General features: G+C 40.8%; 18 protein-coding genes and 1 pseudogene. 16 read left to right on the forward strand and 3 right to left on the reverse strand.

Features of this window, described 5'->3' with window-relative positions; all coding sequences use genetic code 11:
- Position 1 precedes the first annotated feature (1 nt).
- The 5 genes from sctJ (at position 2) to SLS51_RS01385 (ending at position 3,440) form a co-directional block, all read left to right on the forward strand.
- Positions 2-739, forward strand: a complete 738-nt coding sequence (sctJ, locus tag SLS51_RS01365; RefSeq protein ID WP_369293929.1) for a type III secretion system inner membrane ring lipoprotein SctJ — start codon at positions 2-4, stop codon at positions 737-739.
- Positions 739-1,365: a Yop proteins translocation protein K gene (locus tag SLS51_RS01370; RefSeq protein ID WP_323834801.1), complete on the forward strand. Its 627-nt coding sequence runs from the start codon at positions 739-741 to the stop codon at positions 1,363-1,365. The genes sctJ and SLS51_RS01370 overlap by 1 nt, the downstream gene beginning before the upstream one ends.
- Positions 1,344-1,961 carry an HrpE/YscL family type III secretion apparatus protein gene (locus SLS51_RS01375; RefSeq protein ID WP_323834803.1) on the forward strand — a complete coding sequence of 206 codons (618 nt, stop codon included), beginning with the start codon at positions 1,344-1,346 and terminating at the stop codon, positions 1,959-1,961. The genes SLS51_RS01370 and SLS51_RS01375 overlap by 22 nt, the downstream gene beginning before the upstream one ends.
- Before the next feature lie 154 nt (positions 1,962-2,115).
- Positions 2,116-3,051, forward strand: a complete 936-nt coding sequence (locus SLS51_RS01380; protein ID WP_323834805.1) for a YopT-type cysteine protease domain-containing protein — start codon at positions 2,116-2,118, stop codon at positions 3,049-3,051.
- Complete coding sequence (locus SLS51_RS01385) at positions 3,048-3,440, forward strand: CesT family type III secretion system chaperone (RefSeq protein ID WP_323834807.1); 393 nt, start codon at positions 3,048-3,050, stop codon at positions 3,438-3,440. Before SLS51_RS01380 ends, SLS51_RS01385 begins: the two co-directional genes overlap by 4 nt.
- Positions 3,441-3,675: 235 nt before the next feature.
- Here the strand turns inward: SLS51_RS01385 and cspE are convergent, their stop codons facing one another.
- A complete protein-coding gene (gene cspE / locus SLS51_RS01390; RefSeq protein WP_323834810.1) occupies positions 3,676-3,891 on the reverse strand; it encodes a transcription antiterminator/RNA stability regulator CspE in 216 nt (71 codons plus the stop codon).
- A gap of 1,276 nt (positions 3,892-5,167) precedes the next feature.
- On the opposite strand from cspE, the gene SLS51_RS01395 reads away from it, so the two are divergent.
- Positions 5,168-6,163: a hypothetical protein gene (locus SLS51_RS01395; RefSeq protein WP_323834812.1), complete on the forward strand. Its 996-nt coding sequence runs from the start codon at positions 5,168-5,170 to the stop codon at positions 6,161-6,163.
- Between the two features lie 426 nt (positions 6,164-6,589).
- Here the strand turns inward: SLS51_RS01395 and SLS51_RS01400 are convergent, their stop codons facing one another.
- Positions 6,590-7,036, reverse strand: coding sequence for a hypothetical protein (locus tag SLS51_RS01400; RefSeq protein WP_323834813.1), 447 nt, complete (start codon positions 7,034-7,036; stop codon positions 6,590-6,592).
- 1,016 nt (positions 7,037-8,052) lie between these two features.
- Between SLS51_RS01400 and SLS51_RS01405 the strand changes: the two genes are divergently transcribed.
- From SLS51_RS01405 to SLS51_RS01430, 6 genes and pseudogenes are all read left to right on the forward strand, one after another.
- A complete protein-coding gene (locus SLS51_RS01405; protein ID WP_323834815.1) occupies positions 8,053-9,132 on the forward strand; it encodes a hypothetical protein in 1,080 nt (359 codons plus the stop codon).
- Positions 9,133-9,356: 224 nt separating this feature from the next.
- A pseudogene (locus tag SLS51_RS01410) lies at positions 9,357-9,710 on the forward strand (sigma 54-interacting transcriptional regulator); the annotation flags it as partial.
- 172 nt (positions 9,711-9,882) lie between these two features.
- Entirely contained in the window at positions 9,883-10,542 is a 660-nt protein-coding gene (gene atoD / locus SLS51_RS01415; RefSeq protein WP_323834816.1) for an acetate CoA-transferase subunit alpha, read from the forward strand.
- Between the two features lie 2 nt (positions 10,543-10,544).
- Positions 10,545-11,204 (forward strand): CoA transferase subunit B, encoded by a 660-nt coding sequence (locus tag SLS51_RS01420; RefSeq protein ID WP_323834818.1) that lies wholly within the window; start codon positions 10,545-10,547, stop codon positions 11,202-11,204.
- Positions 11,205-11,277: 73 nt separating this feature from the next.
- Positions 11,278-12,084, forward strand: coding sequence for an AEC family transporter (locus SLS51_RS01425; protein ID WP_323834820.1), 807 nt, complete (start codon positions 11,278-11,280; stop codon positions 12,082-12,084).
- A gap of 394 nt (positions 12,085-12,478) precedes the next feature.
- Positions 12,479-14,332, forward strand: coding sequence for a phage tail fiber protein (locus SLS51_RS01430; protein ID WP_323834823.1), 1,854 nt, complete (start codon positions 12,479-12,481; stop codon positions 14,330-14,332).
- 68 nt (positions 14,333-14,400) lie between these two features.
- On the opposite strand, the gene cysS is transcribed toward SLS51_RS01430, so the two are convergent.
- On the reverse strand, positions 14,401-15,786 hold the full coding sequence (gene cysS / locus SLS51_RS01435; RefSeq protein WP_323834825.1) for a cysteine--tRNA ligase: 1,386 nt from the start codon (positions 15,784-15,786) through the stop codon (positions 14,401-14,403).
- Positions 15,787-16,053: 267 nt separating this feature from the next.
- On the opposite strand from cysS, the gene ppiB reads away from it, so the two are divergent.
- The 4 genes from ppiB (at position 16,054) to purK (ending at position 19,053) form a co-directional block, all read left to right on the forward strand.
- The gene (ppiB, locus tag SLS51_RS01440; RefSeq protein WP_323834827.1) at positions 16,054-16,548 is read left to right on the forward strand and encodes a peptidylprolyl isomerase B; all 495 of its coding nucleotides are present in this window, start codon (positions 16,054-16,056) and stop codon (positions 16,546-16,548) included.
- 10 nt (positions 16,549-16,558) lie between these two features.
- Positions 16,559-17,281: a UDP-2,3-diacylglucosamine diphosphatase gene (gene lpxH, locus SLS51_RS01445; protein WP_214087513.1), complete on the forward strand. Its 723-nt coding sequence runs from the start codon at positions 16,559-16,561 to the stop codon at positions 17,279-17,281.
- A gap of 147 nt (positions 17,282-17,428) precedes the next feature.
- On the forward strand, positions 17,429-17,959 hold the full coding sequence (gene purE, locus SLS51_RS01450) for a 5-(carboxyamino)imidazole ribonucleotide mutase (protein WP_323834829.1): 531 nt from the start codon (positions 17,429-17,431) through the stop codon (positions 17,957-17,959).
- Entirely contained in the window at positions 17,956-19,053 is a 1,098-nt protein-coding gene (gene purK / locus SLS51_RS01455; RefSeq protein ID WP_323834831.1) for a 5-(carboxyamino)imidazole ribonucleotide synthase, read from the forward strand. The genes purE and purK overlap by 4 nt, the downstream gene beginning before the upstream one ends.
- The last annotated feature ends 12 nt before the right edge of the window (positions 19,054-19,065 follow it).

The following is a 19,065-nucleotide window of genomic DNA, read 5'->3' on the forward strand; positions in this document are numbered from 1 at the left end:
TGTGAAGAAACACTATATAATCTGCGTTATGCTCGCTGTCCTGATGCTAACTGGCTGTAAAATCGAACTCTATACCGATGTGAGCCAAAAAGAAGGCAACGAAATGTTAGCCTTACTCAAGGAAGCGGGCATTTCCTCTGATAAGCAACCAGACAAAGATGGCAATATCAAGCTGTTAGTCGAAGAGTCTGATGTGGCACAAGCTGTTGAAGTACTCAAACGTAAAGGATATCCACGGGAGAACTTCTCTTCGTTACAAGATGTCTTCCCCAAGGACGGCCTTATCTCCTCACCAATAGAGGAGCGGGCACGGCTCAACTTTGCTAAAGCACAGGAGATTGCCCGAACACTTTCCGAGATCGATGGCGTGCTCGTCGCCCGGGTACACGTTGTTTTACCCGAGGAGCAAGACCGACTGGGCAAAAAGCTATCGCCAGCCTCTTCCTCGGTGTTTATTAAACACGCAGCGGACGTGCAACTCGACACTTACATCCCTCAAATCAAGCAGCTGGTTAATAACAGCATTGAAGGATTGAGTTATGATCGGATCAGTGTCGTATTAGTGCCCGCCGCAGGCGTGCGTCAGGTACCGTTGGCACCACGCTACTCCACTCTGTTCTCTATCCAAGTGACTGAAGAGTCACAGGGACGGTTGATTGGGCTGTTGGTGCTATTATTAGCCCTGTTATTTATCAGCAACCTAGCACAATTCCTGTGGCACCGCAGCAGGATACAATAATGGCAACAGCATTAACGCCCTATCAGTTTCGGTTTTGCCCTGCCAGCTATATTCATTCTGATCATCTATCACCAGAATGGCTTACCGTCTTATCTTCCCTACCTGAGTGGCGAAACTCTCCCAGGCTTAATGGACTACTGCTAACCCAATTTGATCTAAATGTGGATTATGAATTACCAACTGGATTGGGAAACATCGCCCTGTTAGAGCAATCGTGCTTAGAACAACTGCTTACCTGGCTAGGAGCTTTACTTCATGGGCAAGCTATTCGCCATTGTCTGATGGCGACAGAACTTCGCCACTTACATGACTCACTAGGAAAAGAGGGACATCGCTTCTGCTTAAAGTATCTCGACATCATTATCGGCAACTGGCCGACTGGCTGGCAGCGCTCATTACCACCAGAAATCAATACAAACTATTTTCGTACCAGTGCCTTACAGTTCTGGCTAACGGCGATGGAGTCTCCTCCTATTGATTTCGCTAAGCGCCTGAGCCTGCGGCTTCCCTCTCATGAAAACCTCGCGGCCTGGCCTGTCAGCCAGGCAGAACGACCATTGGCACAAACATTGTGTCTCAAATTGGCTAAGCAAGTGAACTCAGAATGTTACCATTTATTAAAATAACAACAGAGCATCTTCAACTGTCTCCTGAACTCCAAATACTGCGTAAAGCAGACTATCAGACCTGCCTCAGTGCCAAATCTCTGCTTGAGGCTGCCCGACTCCAGGCACAAGAAATTGAACATGATGCGCAGGCAGTGTATGAGCAACAAAAAGAGTTAGGTTGGCAAGCAGGCATTGATGCTGCCCGCGCAGAACAAGCTAACCTAATTCATCAAACCCAGTTGCAATGCCAACAATATTATCGGCAGGTCGAGCAACAAATGAGCGATGTAGTCTTGCAGGCTGTACGTAAAATCCTAAAGAATTATGACCAGGTTTCCCTCACTTTACAGGTAGTTCGTGAGGCCCTGTCATTAGTCAGTAACCAAAAACAGGTTATCTTGCGCGTTAATCCTGAACAGGCCGCAACAGTTCGCGAACAAATATCACGGGTACACAAAGATTTCCCTGAAATTGGCTACTTAGAGATCACTGCTGATGAGCGTCTCGATCAAGGGGGCTGTATTTTAGAAACAGAAGTCGGGATCATTGATGCCAGTTTGGATAGCCAATTAGAAGCACTGATGTCAGCCATCAATAACCAATGGCAAAGTTGACGACGCCATCACGCTTCAAAGAGATAACCGGTTTTCGACGGAAAGTGAAAATTTCTTCTGCCGTTATTAATATTCTCTATTTCGACAAAACATTATGATTCGCTCTACCTAATCTCCAAACGTATATCTCAAAAAACCACTTAAGGAGTGACCATTGTCTCCCATCTCAGGTATTAATCACCAAAGAATATTTCCTACTCAACAGCTCGATACCACAGCCGTTAATCAACCACAGGGTGAACTGTCGGGTAAATCCCTGAAAGTCTCTTCCCCCAGACCCGGATTATTAGAGCGCCTCTCAGCGGCGATTCAACGCAATCTACCGGGCCACTCTATGCTCGATCGCCAACTGACCACCGATGGCAAGAAGAATCAAGAGAGCCGCTTCTCGTTCAGCATGATAAAGGACAGAATTGTCCACTTTGCGGTGAGCACCAAGTTAGGGAGTGTTCGAGATTCTGCAAGTAAGCACGGTGGCGAAGTCACTTTCAAGTTTGCCCAGACCAAAGGCACCTTTCTGGATCAAATCATGAAACATAGTGACACCGCCGGCGGGGTTTGTGAATCCATATCAGCTCATTGGATAAGCGCTCATGCCAAAGGGGAAAGTGTCTTCGATCAGCTTTACGTCGGCGGCCAGAAAGGCCAATTCCATATCGACTCTCTGGTTTCCATTAAGCAGTTACAGATGGATGGCCTGGATCCATATGCCGAGCAAAACCAAATAACCGAATCTTGGCTCCACGAGAACGGTATCCAACCACGAAGCCAGCTTGATGCAAACGGCGAAACTGGTAGCAAAGGTACAAAAGAGCTATTAAACGCCATTCTGGATACAGGTGATAAGGGATCAGGCTACAAAAAGATCAGTTTTGAAGGACAAATGGCCGGGCACGCCGTGGCTGCCTATGTAGATGACCAGAAGGGGGTTACCTTCTTCGATCCTAACTTCGGCGAGTTCAACTTCCCGGATAAAACCTCATTCTCCAACTGGTTCTCTCAAGATTTCTGGTCCAAATCCATGTACAACAAGGAAATTGGGCTGGGACAAAATTTCTACGTTTCCAACTTCGAGCCTAAAACACGATGACACACGACTATCACCAGCTTATAGAAGCGCTATTCTCTAAACTTGGAGTGCCCGCATCCCCTACCGACGATGGTATCTACACTTTGGAAGTCGATGGACGTTTTCAAGTATTGATTGGCTGTTATCACGACAACTGGCTACAGTTGTTCTGCGAATTAGGGTCTGAAATCAGTCATGCCAACAATCTTTTTGGGCAACATTGGCCAGCTCATGTTCAAGGGGATTTGGATGGACAAACCATTCTATGGTCACAACGCCCCTTGGCCGAAGTAGATGTAGCCGAGCTACAAGCTTGGTTGGAACGCTTTATTGATGATATTGAGCAACGCCTGACACCTAACACAACCCAACAACCTAAAAATCTGCCGCCTTCCTTGATGCGGGTTTGATCGCTTAAATACAAACCACTACTGGAATATAAGTTCTAATAGGAGCTTCAATATTTGGCTCCCTTTAAACTGCCAAGGCAAAATAATCAAGCAAAGAGTCAAGCAAAATACTAATACCACCATGCAAAAAACCCGCAACTAAGCGGGTTTTTACATATTAACAACTTTAACTACTCAGGATATTACCTTCATCGCTATCGTAAAGTCGCTAATAGATTTAAGCAGTTAAGCTAAATCAAGATAATACGATAACATTTACCGCAGATGGGCCTTTAGCGCCATTCTCAATAGAGAATGAAACTTCCTGACCTTCTTCCAATGTTTTGAAATTATTACTCTGAATTGCAGAATAATGAACAAAAACATCTTTGCTACCATCTTTTGGAGAAATGAAGCCAAAACCTTTATCATTGTTAAACCACTTTACTGCACCAGTCATTGCATTAGACATAGAATTTTCCTTTAATTTTCTTAAGTTGCCATAAGGCGTTGTGAGGTCTGTTTTTCAGTTTTACTTATGGGTACTAATTAGAAGAAATTCGCAATGAAGTGGTATCGAGGATAACGCTAAATGGTGAACTGCTTTAATTTTAATACTTTTCATTAATACTTTTCATAAATAGGTCTGTACTTCCAAACCAGTGACGCTATTAAATCACATTGATTGGTCATTAGCAAATTTTAATTTCATTTATTTTTTTCTATTAGTGTTCTCCCTTATCCTAAATTTCGGCTTTATCCATATTGCATGGCTTTACCATAGCCATAACTAGCTAATTATGAAAAGTTTTTATCCACAAGCCCTATTTGCCGAGATTACGGCACTGAGTTTGAATTTACAATTTTCCCCTAACACCCTAATCAGGCGACAACCCGTAACCTAAAATTAATGAAAATAAAGCTAACATCTAGTCTGTAAATAACCATCGCAGTTCACGAGCTGTGATACCTTAGGATACGGGAAAAACCGAGTACCGTTATCGACAGCCGGTCCATGAGCAATACGACATTGTGCTGTAATAGCGCAAGTAGTCTCTCCGATTTTCCAAATTAATACATCACAAGACTGGGAAGCACTAGACATATACCACTTCGCAATACACTCTTGATCAGTTAGTTTCAATAGACTTATCGGCCCCACTGCCTGCGTTTGCGACAAACGCAATCCCGAGAAGTAATGCTCCTAACATAAATTTCTTCATATTTATATATCCTTTAAGAATCATTCAATTATCGTATATACCCGTCATCTTTCAAGTTGCCTCTTTGTTGGCTGCACTCGCTCACCTCGGTCACATAATTCTCTATGCTCCCGGGGATTCTCTCCCTTGCTGTCGCGATCCACCTTGAAATCCATTGGGTATATAATATGAAAAAAACCGTATGTTGATTTCAAATGGTTATCATTAAAATGATATTATTTACCCTACAAGATTCCAATGAATTAAATATAAATTTTCATTCATCAAGCATTAATTAGACAGAGCAATATGGAAAAATGACAATAATTAATTCCAGTATAAAACAATAACAAAATCACAATAAAATTTATCGACTATAAACAAAATCAACCTATTTAATCCGATTTAATTTATCTTCAATAAGATAAAAAATGGTAAAATATACAATAATCTCATTCAACACCTTGAAACCCTCTTATTTTGAACTATATTTACTTTAACTATGTTCAATTATGAAAAAATATTCATTCCTATGAGAGGTTTAAAATGAGCGAAGGTTTTACTTGGAGCCCTGATATATCTCAGACATACACCAAAAGAGATGGAACCCAAACCATCAAACTACCACCATCAAGTTCCTTTGATAAAGAGGATAATACTAATTTTACCATGGAAGCTCAGGATGAAATATTAACATTACAAAATGACTCTGATGAAACACCTATTTATTGGCCAGTATTTCATGGAAATATGGCCGACGATGGTAAAATATTTAACTTAAATATATCCACAGGGACATTAAAAGTAGACTATACATCAGAGAATAGAGATCATACAGTTGCTTATTTGGGGTGTGCTGAAAATGCCAGTCTTAATCTTAAAGATTCTGGTATTTTAAAAATCACAAATCCAGGAACTGTATTTATGTTTATCGATTATATCACCTTAGACAAAAATAAATATCCTAAACTAACGATGTCAGGAAACAGCCAATTCGAAATAAAACAAATAAAAAAGATACTGTCAGATTCCCCCGCTTTTATTTTCCTAGCAAGTGATATTTCTCTGCATGGGTCATCTCAATTCACTCTTGAGAGTAGCGACCTCTACTTAGGAGATGGAAATTTCAATTATTGTAATATAAACATATGTGATGATTCAGTCGTAAATTTATCTAACAATGGTATAATGTTAAGAAGTGGCATAGATGAAGTAAAAACAAAATTCAATCTCAGAGCTGGCTCCCCAAAATTAAATATATCATCTTTTACTGGAATCAATTTTCCGATTGATCTTGTCTACGTAAAATATCCTGAAGGTTTATTCAATTTTATTACTACAGAAGGAAAGAATAAAGGAAAATTAATAATTGATATCCCAGATCCACGCTTGACGGATACTGATTTTTGGGATGAAATATTTAAGCAAAAACTCATAGCTGTCGATCATAAAATAGGAATTAAAGAATATTTTAATTATAGCTATGGAGCAGTAACCCGCCAAGGCCAGCAAGTCAGCACTATAATAATATCACTCAAATAACAATAGCAATCATATCGGAAATAAAGGTAAAATACGCAGCAGGTAAGAACTAATTTTTCTCTTTATGGTACAATGCTGAATCAGGCACTGTACCACTACCATTCAACATCAATAATGCAAATTTGCAATATTCTATATTATTCCCAATAAACCGGTTCCTATTTCTGCAAACACAAAATATTATCTCATCATTTCTACTATCCATCCTAAAAGAGCAATATCAGGAAGAACATATTCACGATGACAATCACCATTAGGTTAAATACAAATTAAAATGCCTGAGCCCCACTAAATATAGGGCTCAGACTTTAATTGTCGCTTAGTTTAAATTGTCCAAGCGTTTGGCGTCAGTTAATGAAGCGTAACCTTGAACTAAAATTTAAAAACGACGGGACTCTTCAAGAAAGTATATTTCTTGGCACACCATTATTTCTCATTGTATATTGTCGGAACAATAGAGGCTTTATCTTTTGGATCACTCAGCTTAAATACTAAAAGCTTACCTCCACCGCCCCCATTAACGCCCCTCATTTCTTTCGCTTTTTCAAATTTAAACGTTTTACCAACATGATACTTAATAATATTTTTATCACTTTCTAGATCTTGGAATACCCAAATATTCTGAGAATCGTCTACGTCATCAGTTACAGTTCTGTATAGAAGTACATCGTTAGGATCACTATGACGGTTTATCAATGGAATTGGGGTATTTCTAGGCTGCATCTTTCCTGAATCTATAATCGGAGGTATGGTCACGTCATTGACTGTCGCACGCAACGCATCGTCCAGGGTATTGTGAATCATTTTAACAGTTGTTACTTTTAACGAATCAAGGACTTTCTGAGCATCAACAGCATCTAATTTTTCCATCATTTCATTCACCTATGTTATTAATAAATTAAATAAAAATTACGATAAAGTTTTGAATAAAATTAATATTCACATCCAAATATAAAATACTATATCTAATTTACTGCCTATCCCAATAGGGCTATTTTATTTGCCCTTCTTTGCCATAAAGAGCGAACCTGGGCAGTGCTCAAAATCCTCACGTACTACGTGTACGCTCCGGTTTTTCCGCGCTGTCCGTGTTCACTGTTCATTGATAAGAATGGCCTGCAACAATTACGCCTATTGAGATAGGCTCTTAGTTGATGAATTAATCTTTTATCTCCTCCTTAAATTTAAAGATAATTTTAAATGGTAAACTTTATTTTTTATTTACAGAGTAAATAATTATTTTTATCTATCATGTTATATTAGTGATTAACTATAGCTGAAGCCCCACTCTTTTCCACTAATTTTTTAAATTATTTTAAACAATCAAATTGGATATTTTTATTATCCAAGCAAAGTACATAATGCAAACAAGATATATTACCTCGAACTGATTACTATTCCATAATTAAATCCTTTATCCTGTATACAATATCTTTAAATAATAATTATTCCTAACAATAAAACGAAACGCATAGTAATTAGAATTTTCCCCTTTGCAACTTGCAAAATGCAAAATGCACGAGAAAACTGGTTAGTCCGCCACAGAAAGTATATTGGTGAAATATAAGCGTTGCTATAAAGTACCTAATATATACCCGTCATCTTTCAAGTTGCCTCTTTGTTGGCTGCACTCTCTCACCCCGGTCACATCGTTATCTATACTCCCAGGGATTCGTTCCCTTGCCGTCGCAAAGCATCTTGAAATCCATAGGGTATAAACCATTGAAAGTTTTTTACCAAAAACAACGAAAAATACTGATATCAGGCTCCATTCACCAGTAACAAAACCACAATAAAATAGATTGAAAGTATCTTGAAATCTACTTATTTTGAACTATATTTATGTTAAACAAATTTTAATTATGAAAAATCAATACTAAGGGCTAAAAATGAACGAAAAATCTGAAAACTCTTTTATTTGGTATCCGGATCGAGATCAAACATACACTGAAGAGTATGATAACAAAACGATTCCTCCAATATACTCATTTAATAAAGAAATTGGCACCACCTTCACAATGGATGCTGGAGAAAATACATTAACACTGTCTTTTGATAAAAATGATTGCCCTAGCGACTATGATATTAAGTGGCCTATTCTTAATCAACTACAGACTGCCCAAGATAATCCGGGCAATAAAACTTTATCAAAAACAATAAAAATATCATCAGGAAATCTCATAATATCTGGAAAAAAAGAAAAACCTGTTAACTTTTATCTTAATCGTGAAATTTCAGGCAAACATGGACATAGAATTGAACTACAAAACTCAAGTACCTTCAAAATAGAAAATGCCGGTATTGTAAGAATTAGCAACCACATAAATACAAAATTAAAAGAATCAACAGTGACTATGTCAGGAAAAAGCCAGCTTACTGTAGAGGTTGTGGGGACTGTAGAAAAAACACAAGAAAATAATGAAGTGCTAAAAACTAATATTTCACTAAATTGTGATTTCTTTATCACAGAATACTCTAACGCTATGCTTAAAAGTCATTTTATCGATATATATAATAGCAATATTATCTTACAAGATAATGCACAGATGTCCATAAATTCTCAAAAATTAAGAATAGAAACTGATTTAGATGAAAAAGGTCAACCTTTATTCGACACAAATTTCACTCTAAAAGCCGGAGCAACTTCATTAAATCTCAACTCTATAGATGGCATCCACTTTCCATTAAATATTCACAGAGAAAACTACCCTAAAGGTGTATTCAATTTCATGGCTGAAGGAAAAGAGAATACAGGAAAAGTTGTCATTGATGTTGCACCAAAAGATGCTAATGCTTATGGCCTCAATACACTGCTACGTAAAAATTTCACAGCGATTAACGGAAAGGTAGTAGAAACCGGAGATCAGATGAAATATTTTGATTTTAATTATGGAAAAGATATCCGCAACGGTAATCAGGTCGGAACGATAACTATTTCTCTTAGAAACCCTCATCTAAAATTATCTTAGTGAATGTATTCAAAGCACGGCATTGAATACAATGCTGTGCCTCCCGGTATTAACAGATCATCCCTACGCCATACACCTATAAGGCTAAAGTGAACCAAACCCATTAGAAGCCCCTCACACTTACCCATTTTCCCCCTTGCTCCCATTCGGCAACGCTTTCTATACTCCCAATCACCGCCTTTCCCCCTATATCCTGAACAGCGAGATTTCTCGGAGGCTAATTGATGAAGCAGGAAGTCAATCAACGACGCCGTGCCTCATCCGACAACTACGGTTGGGATCGGATCTTAACTAACAGCCTCAAAATGATGGCGTTGTGCTGTGACAGCGCGAAAATTGCCCGTAGCCACGCCAGAGTATTAATTACTGGTGAAAGTGGTACCGGTAAAGGGCTAATCGCTAAAGCCATTCATTATAATAGTCCGCGGGCTAAAGGTCCGTTCATCAAAATTAACTGTGGGGCTTTACCGGAGTCCTTACTCGAAAACGAGTTGTTCAGCCATGAAAAAGAGTTCGAATGTCCTGGTGGCAGCCAAACCATTAAAACCGATATTCGTTTGATCACAGCAACCAACCGCTTTACTGATACACGCCTATATACCCTATGGATTTCAAGATGCATCGCGACGGCAAGGGAGAGAATCCCCGGGAGCATAGATAACGATGTGACCGGGGTGAGCGAGTGCAGCCAACAAAGAGGCAACTTGAAGGATAACGGGTATATCCATATATCCTATATAAGGAATCGATATGAAAAATAAACTCATTAGCACACAACAAGCTATGGAGCATTTTTATGACGGCATGACCATTATGGCCGGTGGTTTTATGGGCGTAGGTACACCTCCTCACTTGGTTACCGCATTGCTGGACTCCGGTGTAAAAAACCTGACCTTGATTGTTAATGATACTGGCCGTATCGACACCGGCATTGGCCCCCTTGTGGTTAATAACAGAGTGAAAAAAGTTATCACCTCACATATTGGCACTAACCCGGAAACCGGACGCAAAATGCTTGCTGGAGAAATAGAAGTAGAACTGGTTCCTTTGGGTACGTTGATCGAACGTATTCGCTGCGGAGGCGCCGGTCTGGGCGGATTTCTAACCCCAACCGGAGTGGGTACTATTGTCGAAAATGGGAAACAAAAAATCACCCTCAATGGAACAGACTATTTGTTGGAACTCCCGCTACGCGCCGATCTCGCGTTGATTCAGGCTCATCTTGCCGATTATCACGGTAATCTGACCTATCAGTTAAGCGCCCGAAATTTTAACCCAGTGATCGCCTTGGCAGCGGACATCACACTTGCCGAACCGGACAGGTTGGTTGAAGTCGGTGAGATTACACCGGACTGCGTTATAACACCCGGCGCATTGATCGACTACATCGTTTATCCAGGAGAAAACTAATAATGAATACTCAACAAGTCATTGCCCACCGTGTTGCTCTCGAACTACAAGATGGCGACGTGATCAATCTTGGCATCGGCATTCCCACGCAAGTCCCGAACTATCTGCCTGATAATATTCATATTACTCTCCAGTCAGAAAACGGCATACTGGGCCTTGGACCGATTACAGAAGTACATCCCAATCTGGTCAACGCTGGCGGAAAACCTTGCGGTATCCTGCCCGGCGCTGCCATATTTGACAGTGCCCTCTCTTTTGCTTTGATCCGAGGTGGTCACGTAAATACCTGTGTTCTGGGCGGTCTGCAAGTTGATCAACACGCCAATCTAGCCAGTTGGATGATACCGGGGAAAATGGTCCTTGGTATGGGAGGAGCAATGGATCTTGTCACTGGAGCGCGCAAGGTCATCATTGCAATGGAACATTGCACCAAAGACGGTTCAGCAAAAATCCTCAAGCAATGTACTCTGCCACTTACCGCCATCAACAAAGTCAACATGATTGTCACTGAATTAGGCGTCTTCTGCTTTGAACAAGGCCAGTTAATCCTGAAAGAACATGCGCCAAATGTCACATTAGAGACTCTGCGGGAAAAAACCGAAGCAGAATTTAGTATCGCGCATGATCTCAAAATCATGCCTGTACCGATACAGGAGAAATGAGCATAATTAGCAGTATCATTAGCTGATTTTATCAGTACCATCCTACCGTTCCACTAATCTAGACAGCTCAGATGTGAGGCAATGGCTGCTGGAATCTACTTTATTAATATTAGATATTAGTGAAGCTAATTTCTCTGGTTCTGACAACTTCTATCCAATCGTATCAACCATAAGTTCAACAATAATAATCGCTATTATTATTTTCATCGGTAGATTTTTATTTAACACTACACCAGATCTATTTACATCCATTTTCCAAGGAGGAGTTAGATATAATTCATATGTCTTTATAGCACTTTCACAATCACTATTCGGCAGTGAGGGAGTTGCATTATCCAGATTTTTTGTGGCCTATATGATAATTATTACCAATATTATGAGCGTACTCGTAATGAATCATTATGGTCACGGAAGTAAGAAAAATCTCGGTGGTGCTATCCTTGCTTTAGCTAAAAACCCGCTAATCATTGGTGCAATTATTGGAGTATTGCTAAACTACTTTAACATTCATATTACCGGCCCAATCAGGCAACTTTTTATTTACTTATCGAACGCAGCTACACCATTAAGCTTAATGTCCGTAGGAGCTGGATTGATCATCAGCATGCATATAAAAAAGATACTTTCGATTTCTTATGCGACTATACTTAAGTTGGTTTTAATGCCACTTATCACCATATTGATAATAAAATATTTAGGTGTATCAGGCGTTCCCGCAAACATTGCTATTCTATATTCCGCAGTGCCTTGTGCCGGCAATGCTTATATATTAGCTAAACAAATGGGTGGTGATCATGAGGCAATGGCATCTATTATTACATGGACAACGTTATTATCCATTATTACTGTAACTTTAATTCTTGGCAATATGAAGTTATAGAAATAGGCATAAAACAGAGCGTAATAATATAGAAAACATATTATTCAGAACAAATGTAATATGTTTTCTATTACTAAATAACCATGTCAAATAGTAGACTACTTAATATAACTCAATCCGTTTTGAACGTTCTGGTCAATCTCTAAAAACAAAAAAATATAAGTATGAATTTCATATATTAAATACAAATAGCTTTGATATATTTCTGGTTGCAAAATTTCCAGTTATTTACTGCCACCAAATATACAAAAATAATTAATCCTATAAGATATAAGAATATTCCATTATTCTCGTTCCTAACTAGACTATGATCAGCATGAGTTGGCGGGAGTTATTTTTACAATAATTCAATATGTTAATTATAAAATAGTATTATTTAATTTGAGGAAAGTATATGAGTCCCAAGAATGATTTTAAAGCTTTTTCTATTAGTAATAATGCTAACGTAGTAAGCCAAGAAGGGTATGAAACAAGCTCGGCTTTAAAGGCTGGATTTCCACCAGAAAATATCACCACTCATTTACTTAATAAAGCATTACGTCAATCTTCAACAATATCATCTGTAATAGCTAACTTTATCGCGACACAATATGGCAATGATGTTCTGGATGATGGGGATATAGTCAAACTCACTACTCAGTTAAATAAAGCCTTAGAAAAAAAGATTGCGACAGAAGTTCCAAGTGCTTCACTAACCCAAAAAGGAATTGTTCAACTCACAGATAAAACAGGCAACAGCAATTCACTTGCAGTCACTCAAAAACTTGTTTCTGATGTAAATGATAATGCTAACAACAGATTAGCAAAAAACCAAAATGGCGCAGACATTCCTGATAAAAATGCGTTTGTGAAAAATATCGGCTTAGCAGAAACCGGCAATTTAGCTAAAAATTCGGTACCGAATAGTAGAAAAATTAATGGGAAAGCGTTAACCGGGGATATCAATCTGAACGCTGGAGATGTGGGGGCATTTAGGCTTGGATTAACAGGAAACAACACTGTTAGTAATCAAGTCCCCTGGAATGCAAATACCGGGTTATATGATTTGCTGAGACCTGGAATAGATTCTCAGCATATCGCTCATTTCAATAATGGCGTTGGAAGCTGCCCAGCTTTTCAATTGAAAGTGCAGTACAAAAACAGCGGGATTGCTTATCGCTCCGCCCGTGATAATTATGGTTTTGAGGAAGATTGGACTGATATTTATACAACAAAAAATAAACCAACGGCAGCGGATGTTGGGGCATTTAGACTCGGATTAGCAGGCGGATACTCTGTTAATAATCCAGTCCCTTGGAATGCAGACACCGGGTTATATGACTTGCTGAGACCTGGAATAGATTCTCAGCATATCGCTCATTTCAATAACGGTGCTGGAAGCTGCCCAGCTTTTCAGTTGAAAGTGCAATACAGAAACGGTGGAATTGCTTATCGCTCTGCCCGTGATAATTATGGCTTTGAGGAAGATTGGACTGATATTTATACAACAAAAAACAAACCAACGCCGGCGGATATTGGGGCATATGCAAAATCCGAAGGATCTGAATTTATCCAGACAAAGTATATTAATCCAGCGAATCTAAGTGATTTTACCGCATGGATAAAATCATTGCCACAGGGTGGTCATGCATTTAGAACTGGAGAGAACGATAGTGGTATTGGATATCCGTGGGCATGCAGCTATATAACAAGAATGCATGACGCATGGGCAGGATTTGTCGCGCATTATGACCATGCCGGTATTAGCTTTATTCACGGATATGATGGGGGTGGAAATACAAGAGTTAGCCGACTTCGGACAGATAAAAACACACACTTCGACACTAACGGTATTCTCAGAGTATCCAGCCCAGTTGTAGATATTCATCCAGACGGAACTTACGAGTTAACCAGCGAAGCTGAAGGAGTGACTGTTAAGCATATAGATACAGGGAAATATCGTATCAGCGGCTGCAATGGTTTTGCCAAAGATGGTGCATGGGGAATTCACGGTGGAACTATCATCCCGGCAGACAGCAACGGGTTAAATCTCATTTGGGTGCGTGAATCGGTAGACACAGCCAGCGGTGATATAACAATCGAATGTTACCATCGTCAAAATAAAGACGCTCCAGAATTTGCTCAAAATAAGCGCGTAAAAAGTGTAACTGCAACAGGGGAAGTCGTTTATTACCATGATGCTGAACCATGCGATATTCCAGACGGAAGAGTCATTAATATTCGTGTGCAACTCACTGAGAAGTCATAATAATGTAATCAGGATCAGGCTCCCTAAAAGGGAGCCTTAATTATCAAGGCAGTTGTACTCTATCAGGCTTACTTACGACGCCAGCTTGTCCCTTGCGGCCCATCTTCCAGTTCAATGCCCATCTCATTTAACTGATTACGAGCAGAATCTGCCAGCGGCCAATCTTTATTTTTACGAGCATCATTACGTTGCTTAATCAGCGCTTCAATTTTAGCAATCTCTTCATCGTCAGCCTGAATACCACGGTGCAAGAATTGTTCCGGCTGTTGTTGCAACAAACCTAAAATACCCGCCAGCTTGCGCAATTCAGCCGCTAAGCCATTCGCTGCATCCATATCTTCTGATTTTAGGCGGTTGATTTCACGAGCCATATCAAACAGTACCGAATAAGCCTCTGGCGTATTGAAATCATCATTCATTGCGTCAATGAAACGCGCCTCAAATACTTCACCACCGGCCGACAATACAGAAGCATCTGTACCTCGCAGAGCAGTATAAAGTCGTTCAAGTGCGGTACGAGCCTGCTTTAGGTTATCTTCTGTATAGTTAAGTTGACTGCGGTAATGGCCTGACAACAAGAAATAACGTACCGTTTCTGCATCGTAATATTCCAATACATCTCGGATAGTAAAGAAGTTGTTTAGCGACTTGGACATCTTCTCTTTATCCACCATCACCATCCCTGAATGCATCCAGTAATTCACATACGGGCCATCATGGGCACAGGTAGATTGCGCAATCTCATTTTCATGATGCGGAAACATCAGATCAGCACCACCACCATGAATATCAAAATGATTACCTAGCTGTTTACTGTTCATGGCAGAACATTCAATATGCCAACCAGGACGGCCCGCGCCCCACGGCGATTTCCAACTTGGTTCTCCAGGCTTGGACATTTTCCACAACACGAAATCCATCGGGTTGCGCTTAACATCAGCCACTTCCACTCGCGCTCCTGCTTGTAGCTGGCTGAGATCCTGACGGGAAAGCAATCCGTAATCCTGATCACTCTCGACGGAAAACATGACGTCGCCATTATCTGCGACATAAGCATGATCACGTTTTATCAACGATTCGGTCAGCGCAATAATCTCCGGGATATGCCGAGTCGCACGGGGTTCCAGATCAGGGCGTAAGATATTCAGCGCATCAAAATCTTTGTACATTTCCGCCAACATACGGCCGGTCAGATCATCACAACTTTCACTGTTTTCTGCCGCCCGCTTGATGATTTTGTCATCAACATCGGTCACATTACGTACATAAGTTAAGTCGTATCCCAGATAGCGCAGATAACGAGCAACCACATCAAAAGAAACAAAGGTTCTGCCGTGACCAATATGACACAGATCATAAATCGTGATACCACACACGTACATCCCGACTTTCCCTGGATGGATTGGCTTAAATTCTTCTTTCTGACGACTGAGGGTATTGAAAATTTTTAGCATCGAGATTTTCCGTAAATTCACTGTACGTGTGTTAAAAATAATGAATTGATAATTCTGGATTTATTCCTTATCTCATCAATAAATGCTCGATATGGGCATAGTCCAATCGGATATTGAAACCTGATATTAAGCGCTTTGCAAGGTTAGTGATCAAGATAGCTCACTGAAATTAATATGTACTGACTCATTATGGTAGATGTGATATAAAAGCCGCTTGGTCCAAATGCCCTAACCGGGTTAATCAAAACTATTATTAGGATTTCAATTATGGTGACTTTCCATACCAATTTTGGCGATATTGTAATTAATACTTTCGCTGATAAAGCTCCTGTAACTGTTGAGAATTTCTTGAACTACTGCCGCAATAGCTTCTACGATAATACTATTTTCCACCGTGTTATTAACGGTTTCATGATTCAGGGTGGTGGATTCGAACCTGGTATGAAACAAAAGCCGACTGATGCAGCTATCAAAAACGAAGCCAATAACGATCTGAAAAACAACCGTGGTACTTTGGCAATGGCCCGTACTAACGATCCACACTCAGCAACTGCGCAGTTCTTCATTAACGTTGTTGATAATGATTTCCTGAACTTCCGCTCTGAGCGCCCTGATGGCTGGGGTTACTGCGTCTTTGCCGAAGTGATCGAAGGTATGGATGTTGTTGATAAAATCAAAGGCGTTTCTACCGGTCGCAGCGGTATGCATCAAGATGTACCACTCGAAGATGTTATCATCGAAAAAGTGACTGTCAGCGAATAATTCACTGCATATGTGTACACTTTTTATCGCGGATTTACATCTCAGCGAACATGAACCGGCAATCACTGCCGGTTTTCTGCGCTTCTTGCGTGAGGATGCCATTCAGGCAGATAGCCTCTATATTCTCGGCGATCTGTTCGATTACTGGATTGGCGATGATGATAACAACCCTCTCCACCGTGAAATCGCTAGCGCATTAAAAACTGTGCAACAACAAGGTGTTAGCTGTTACTTTATTCATGGCAACCGTGATTTTCTACTCGGTTCACGCTTTGCTAAAGAGAGCGGCATTATCTTGCTCCCACAGGAAAAAGTACTGGAATTGTACGGTAAGCGAGTGCTTATTCTACATGGCGATACCTTGTGTACTGATGACGAAGGTTATCAACGATATCGTAAGCGGGTTCATACCCCGTGGGTCCAACGTCTGTTTCTACTGCTACCTCTGTCTATCCGCCAAAAAATTGCCGTAAAAATGCGAGCAAACAGCCAATCGGTCAACAGCAGAAAATCCGAAGCCATTATGGATGTAAACCAGCAAGCTGTTATTGACACTTTTGAGCGGTATCAAGCTGACTGGATGATTCATGGACACACCCACCGCCCTTTTGTACATGAAGTTCCTCTGCATGATAAAACCGTTTATCGTGGTGTACTTGGCGCATGGCATCATCAGGGATCGATGTTCAAAATAACGGATAAATCAATTGATCTTATCTCTTTCCCATTCTGATTAATCAAAAACACCCACATCCAGGTATGGCAACGAAAGTATAAAGTAACGCAATCGTTTTCCTTAGCTTGTGAGCATGATATGATCCGCGGCCTTAAAGCGTTATTTTCATTCTGGTGGACGTTAAAACACAGGAGCATTTGATTTATGACTGCCCAGCCTGATTTAGCAGGAACAACTCAACACAATGCCAAAATCGCCATTGTCATGGGTTCTAAAAGCGATTGGACGACTATGCAGCACGCGGCTGATATTCTCACTTCTCTTAATGTACCTTTTCATGTTGAAATTGTTTCTGCTCACCGTACACCCGATAAACTATTCAGTTTTGCCCAACAAGCTGAGCAACATGGTTTTGATGTCATTATCGCCGGTGCCGGTGGTGCCGCTCATTTACCCGGCATGCTGGCTGCTAAAACGCTAGTGCCAGTTCTCGGCGTACCTGTACAAAGCGCTGCACTGAATGGGGTAGACAGTCTTTACTCTATTGTACAGATGCCGAAAGGGATTCCTGTCGGCACGCTTGCGATTGGAAAAGCCGGCGCAGCAAACGCAGCTCTACTGGCTGCACAGATTCTGGCGCGTCATGATAAAGATTTACTGAAACGCCTCAACCATTGGCGTGAAACACAAACTCAGGATGTACTCAATAATCCCGATCCGCGGGAGGAAGCATGAAGCCAGTTTGTGTATTAGGCAATGGTCAGCTCGGCCGCATGTTACGTCAAGCTGGTGAGCCTTTAGGTATCACGGTTTATCCTGTTGGCCTTGATGCAGAACCCGAAGCAGTTCCTTATCAGAATAGCGTTATTACCGCTGAAATTGAGCGCTGGCCGGAAACAGCGCTTACTCAAGAACTGGCCCGCCATAAGGCTTTCGCTAATCGAGATATCTTTCCTCGTCTGGCCGACCGTCTACCGCAAAAACAGTTAATGGATAGCCTTGGGCTGGCAACTGCTCCGTGGCAATTACTCTCTGATACCAACCAATGGCCGCAATTATTCTCTGAGCTCGGTAATTTCATTATCGTTAAGCGCCGCATGGGTGGTTATGATGGCCGAGGGCAATGGCGTATTCGTCCCGGAGATGAAACAGAATTACCCGCCGATATTTATGGTGAATGTATTGCTGAGCAAGCCATTCCTTTTTCTGGCGAAGTTTCACTGGTAGGTGCCCGCAATAAAAATGGCGATTGTGTGTTCTACCCCTTAGCGCACAATTTGCATCAAGATGGCATTCTGCGTGCCAGTATTGTCTCTCCTCAGGAAAATGACTATTTACAGCATCACCATTTACAGCGTCACCATTTACAACAACAGGCCGAGAGTATGTTGTCAGCGATTATGCACGAGTTGAAATATATCGGCGTGATGGCAATGGAATGTTTTATTGTCGGTGATAATTTACTGATCAACGAACTCGCACCACGTGTTCACAACAGCGGTCATTGGACTCAGAACGGCGCATCTATCAGCCAGTTTGAATTACATCTGCGTGCTATTCTGGATTTGCCCATGCCTCGACCAGAAGTCACTGCACCGTCAGTTATGATCAATTTGATTGGTACGGATATCAATACCCAATGGCTAAGCTTGCCATTAGTACATTTACATTGGTATGAAAAAGAAGTTCGCCCCGCACGCAAAGTCGGTCATCTTAATCTTTCTCACTTTGATAAAAATGAATTAAAAGATACATTGCAAAAACTTATCCCCATGTTGCCATCCGAATATCAAAGTGGCCTCGAATGGGCACAGGAAAAATTAATTTAACTAACGTCTAAA

The sequence above is a fragment of the Photorhabdus africana genome, from assembly GCF_035181445.1.
Classification (GTDB): Bacteria; Pseudomonadota; Gammaproteobacteria; order Enterobacterales; family Enterobacteriaceae; genus Photorhabdus; species Photorhabdus laumondii.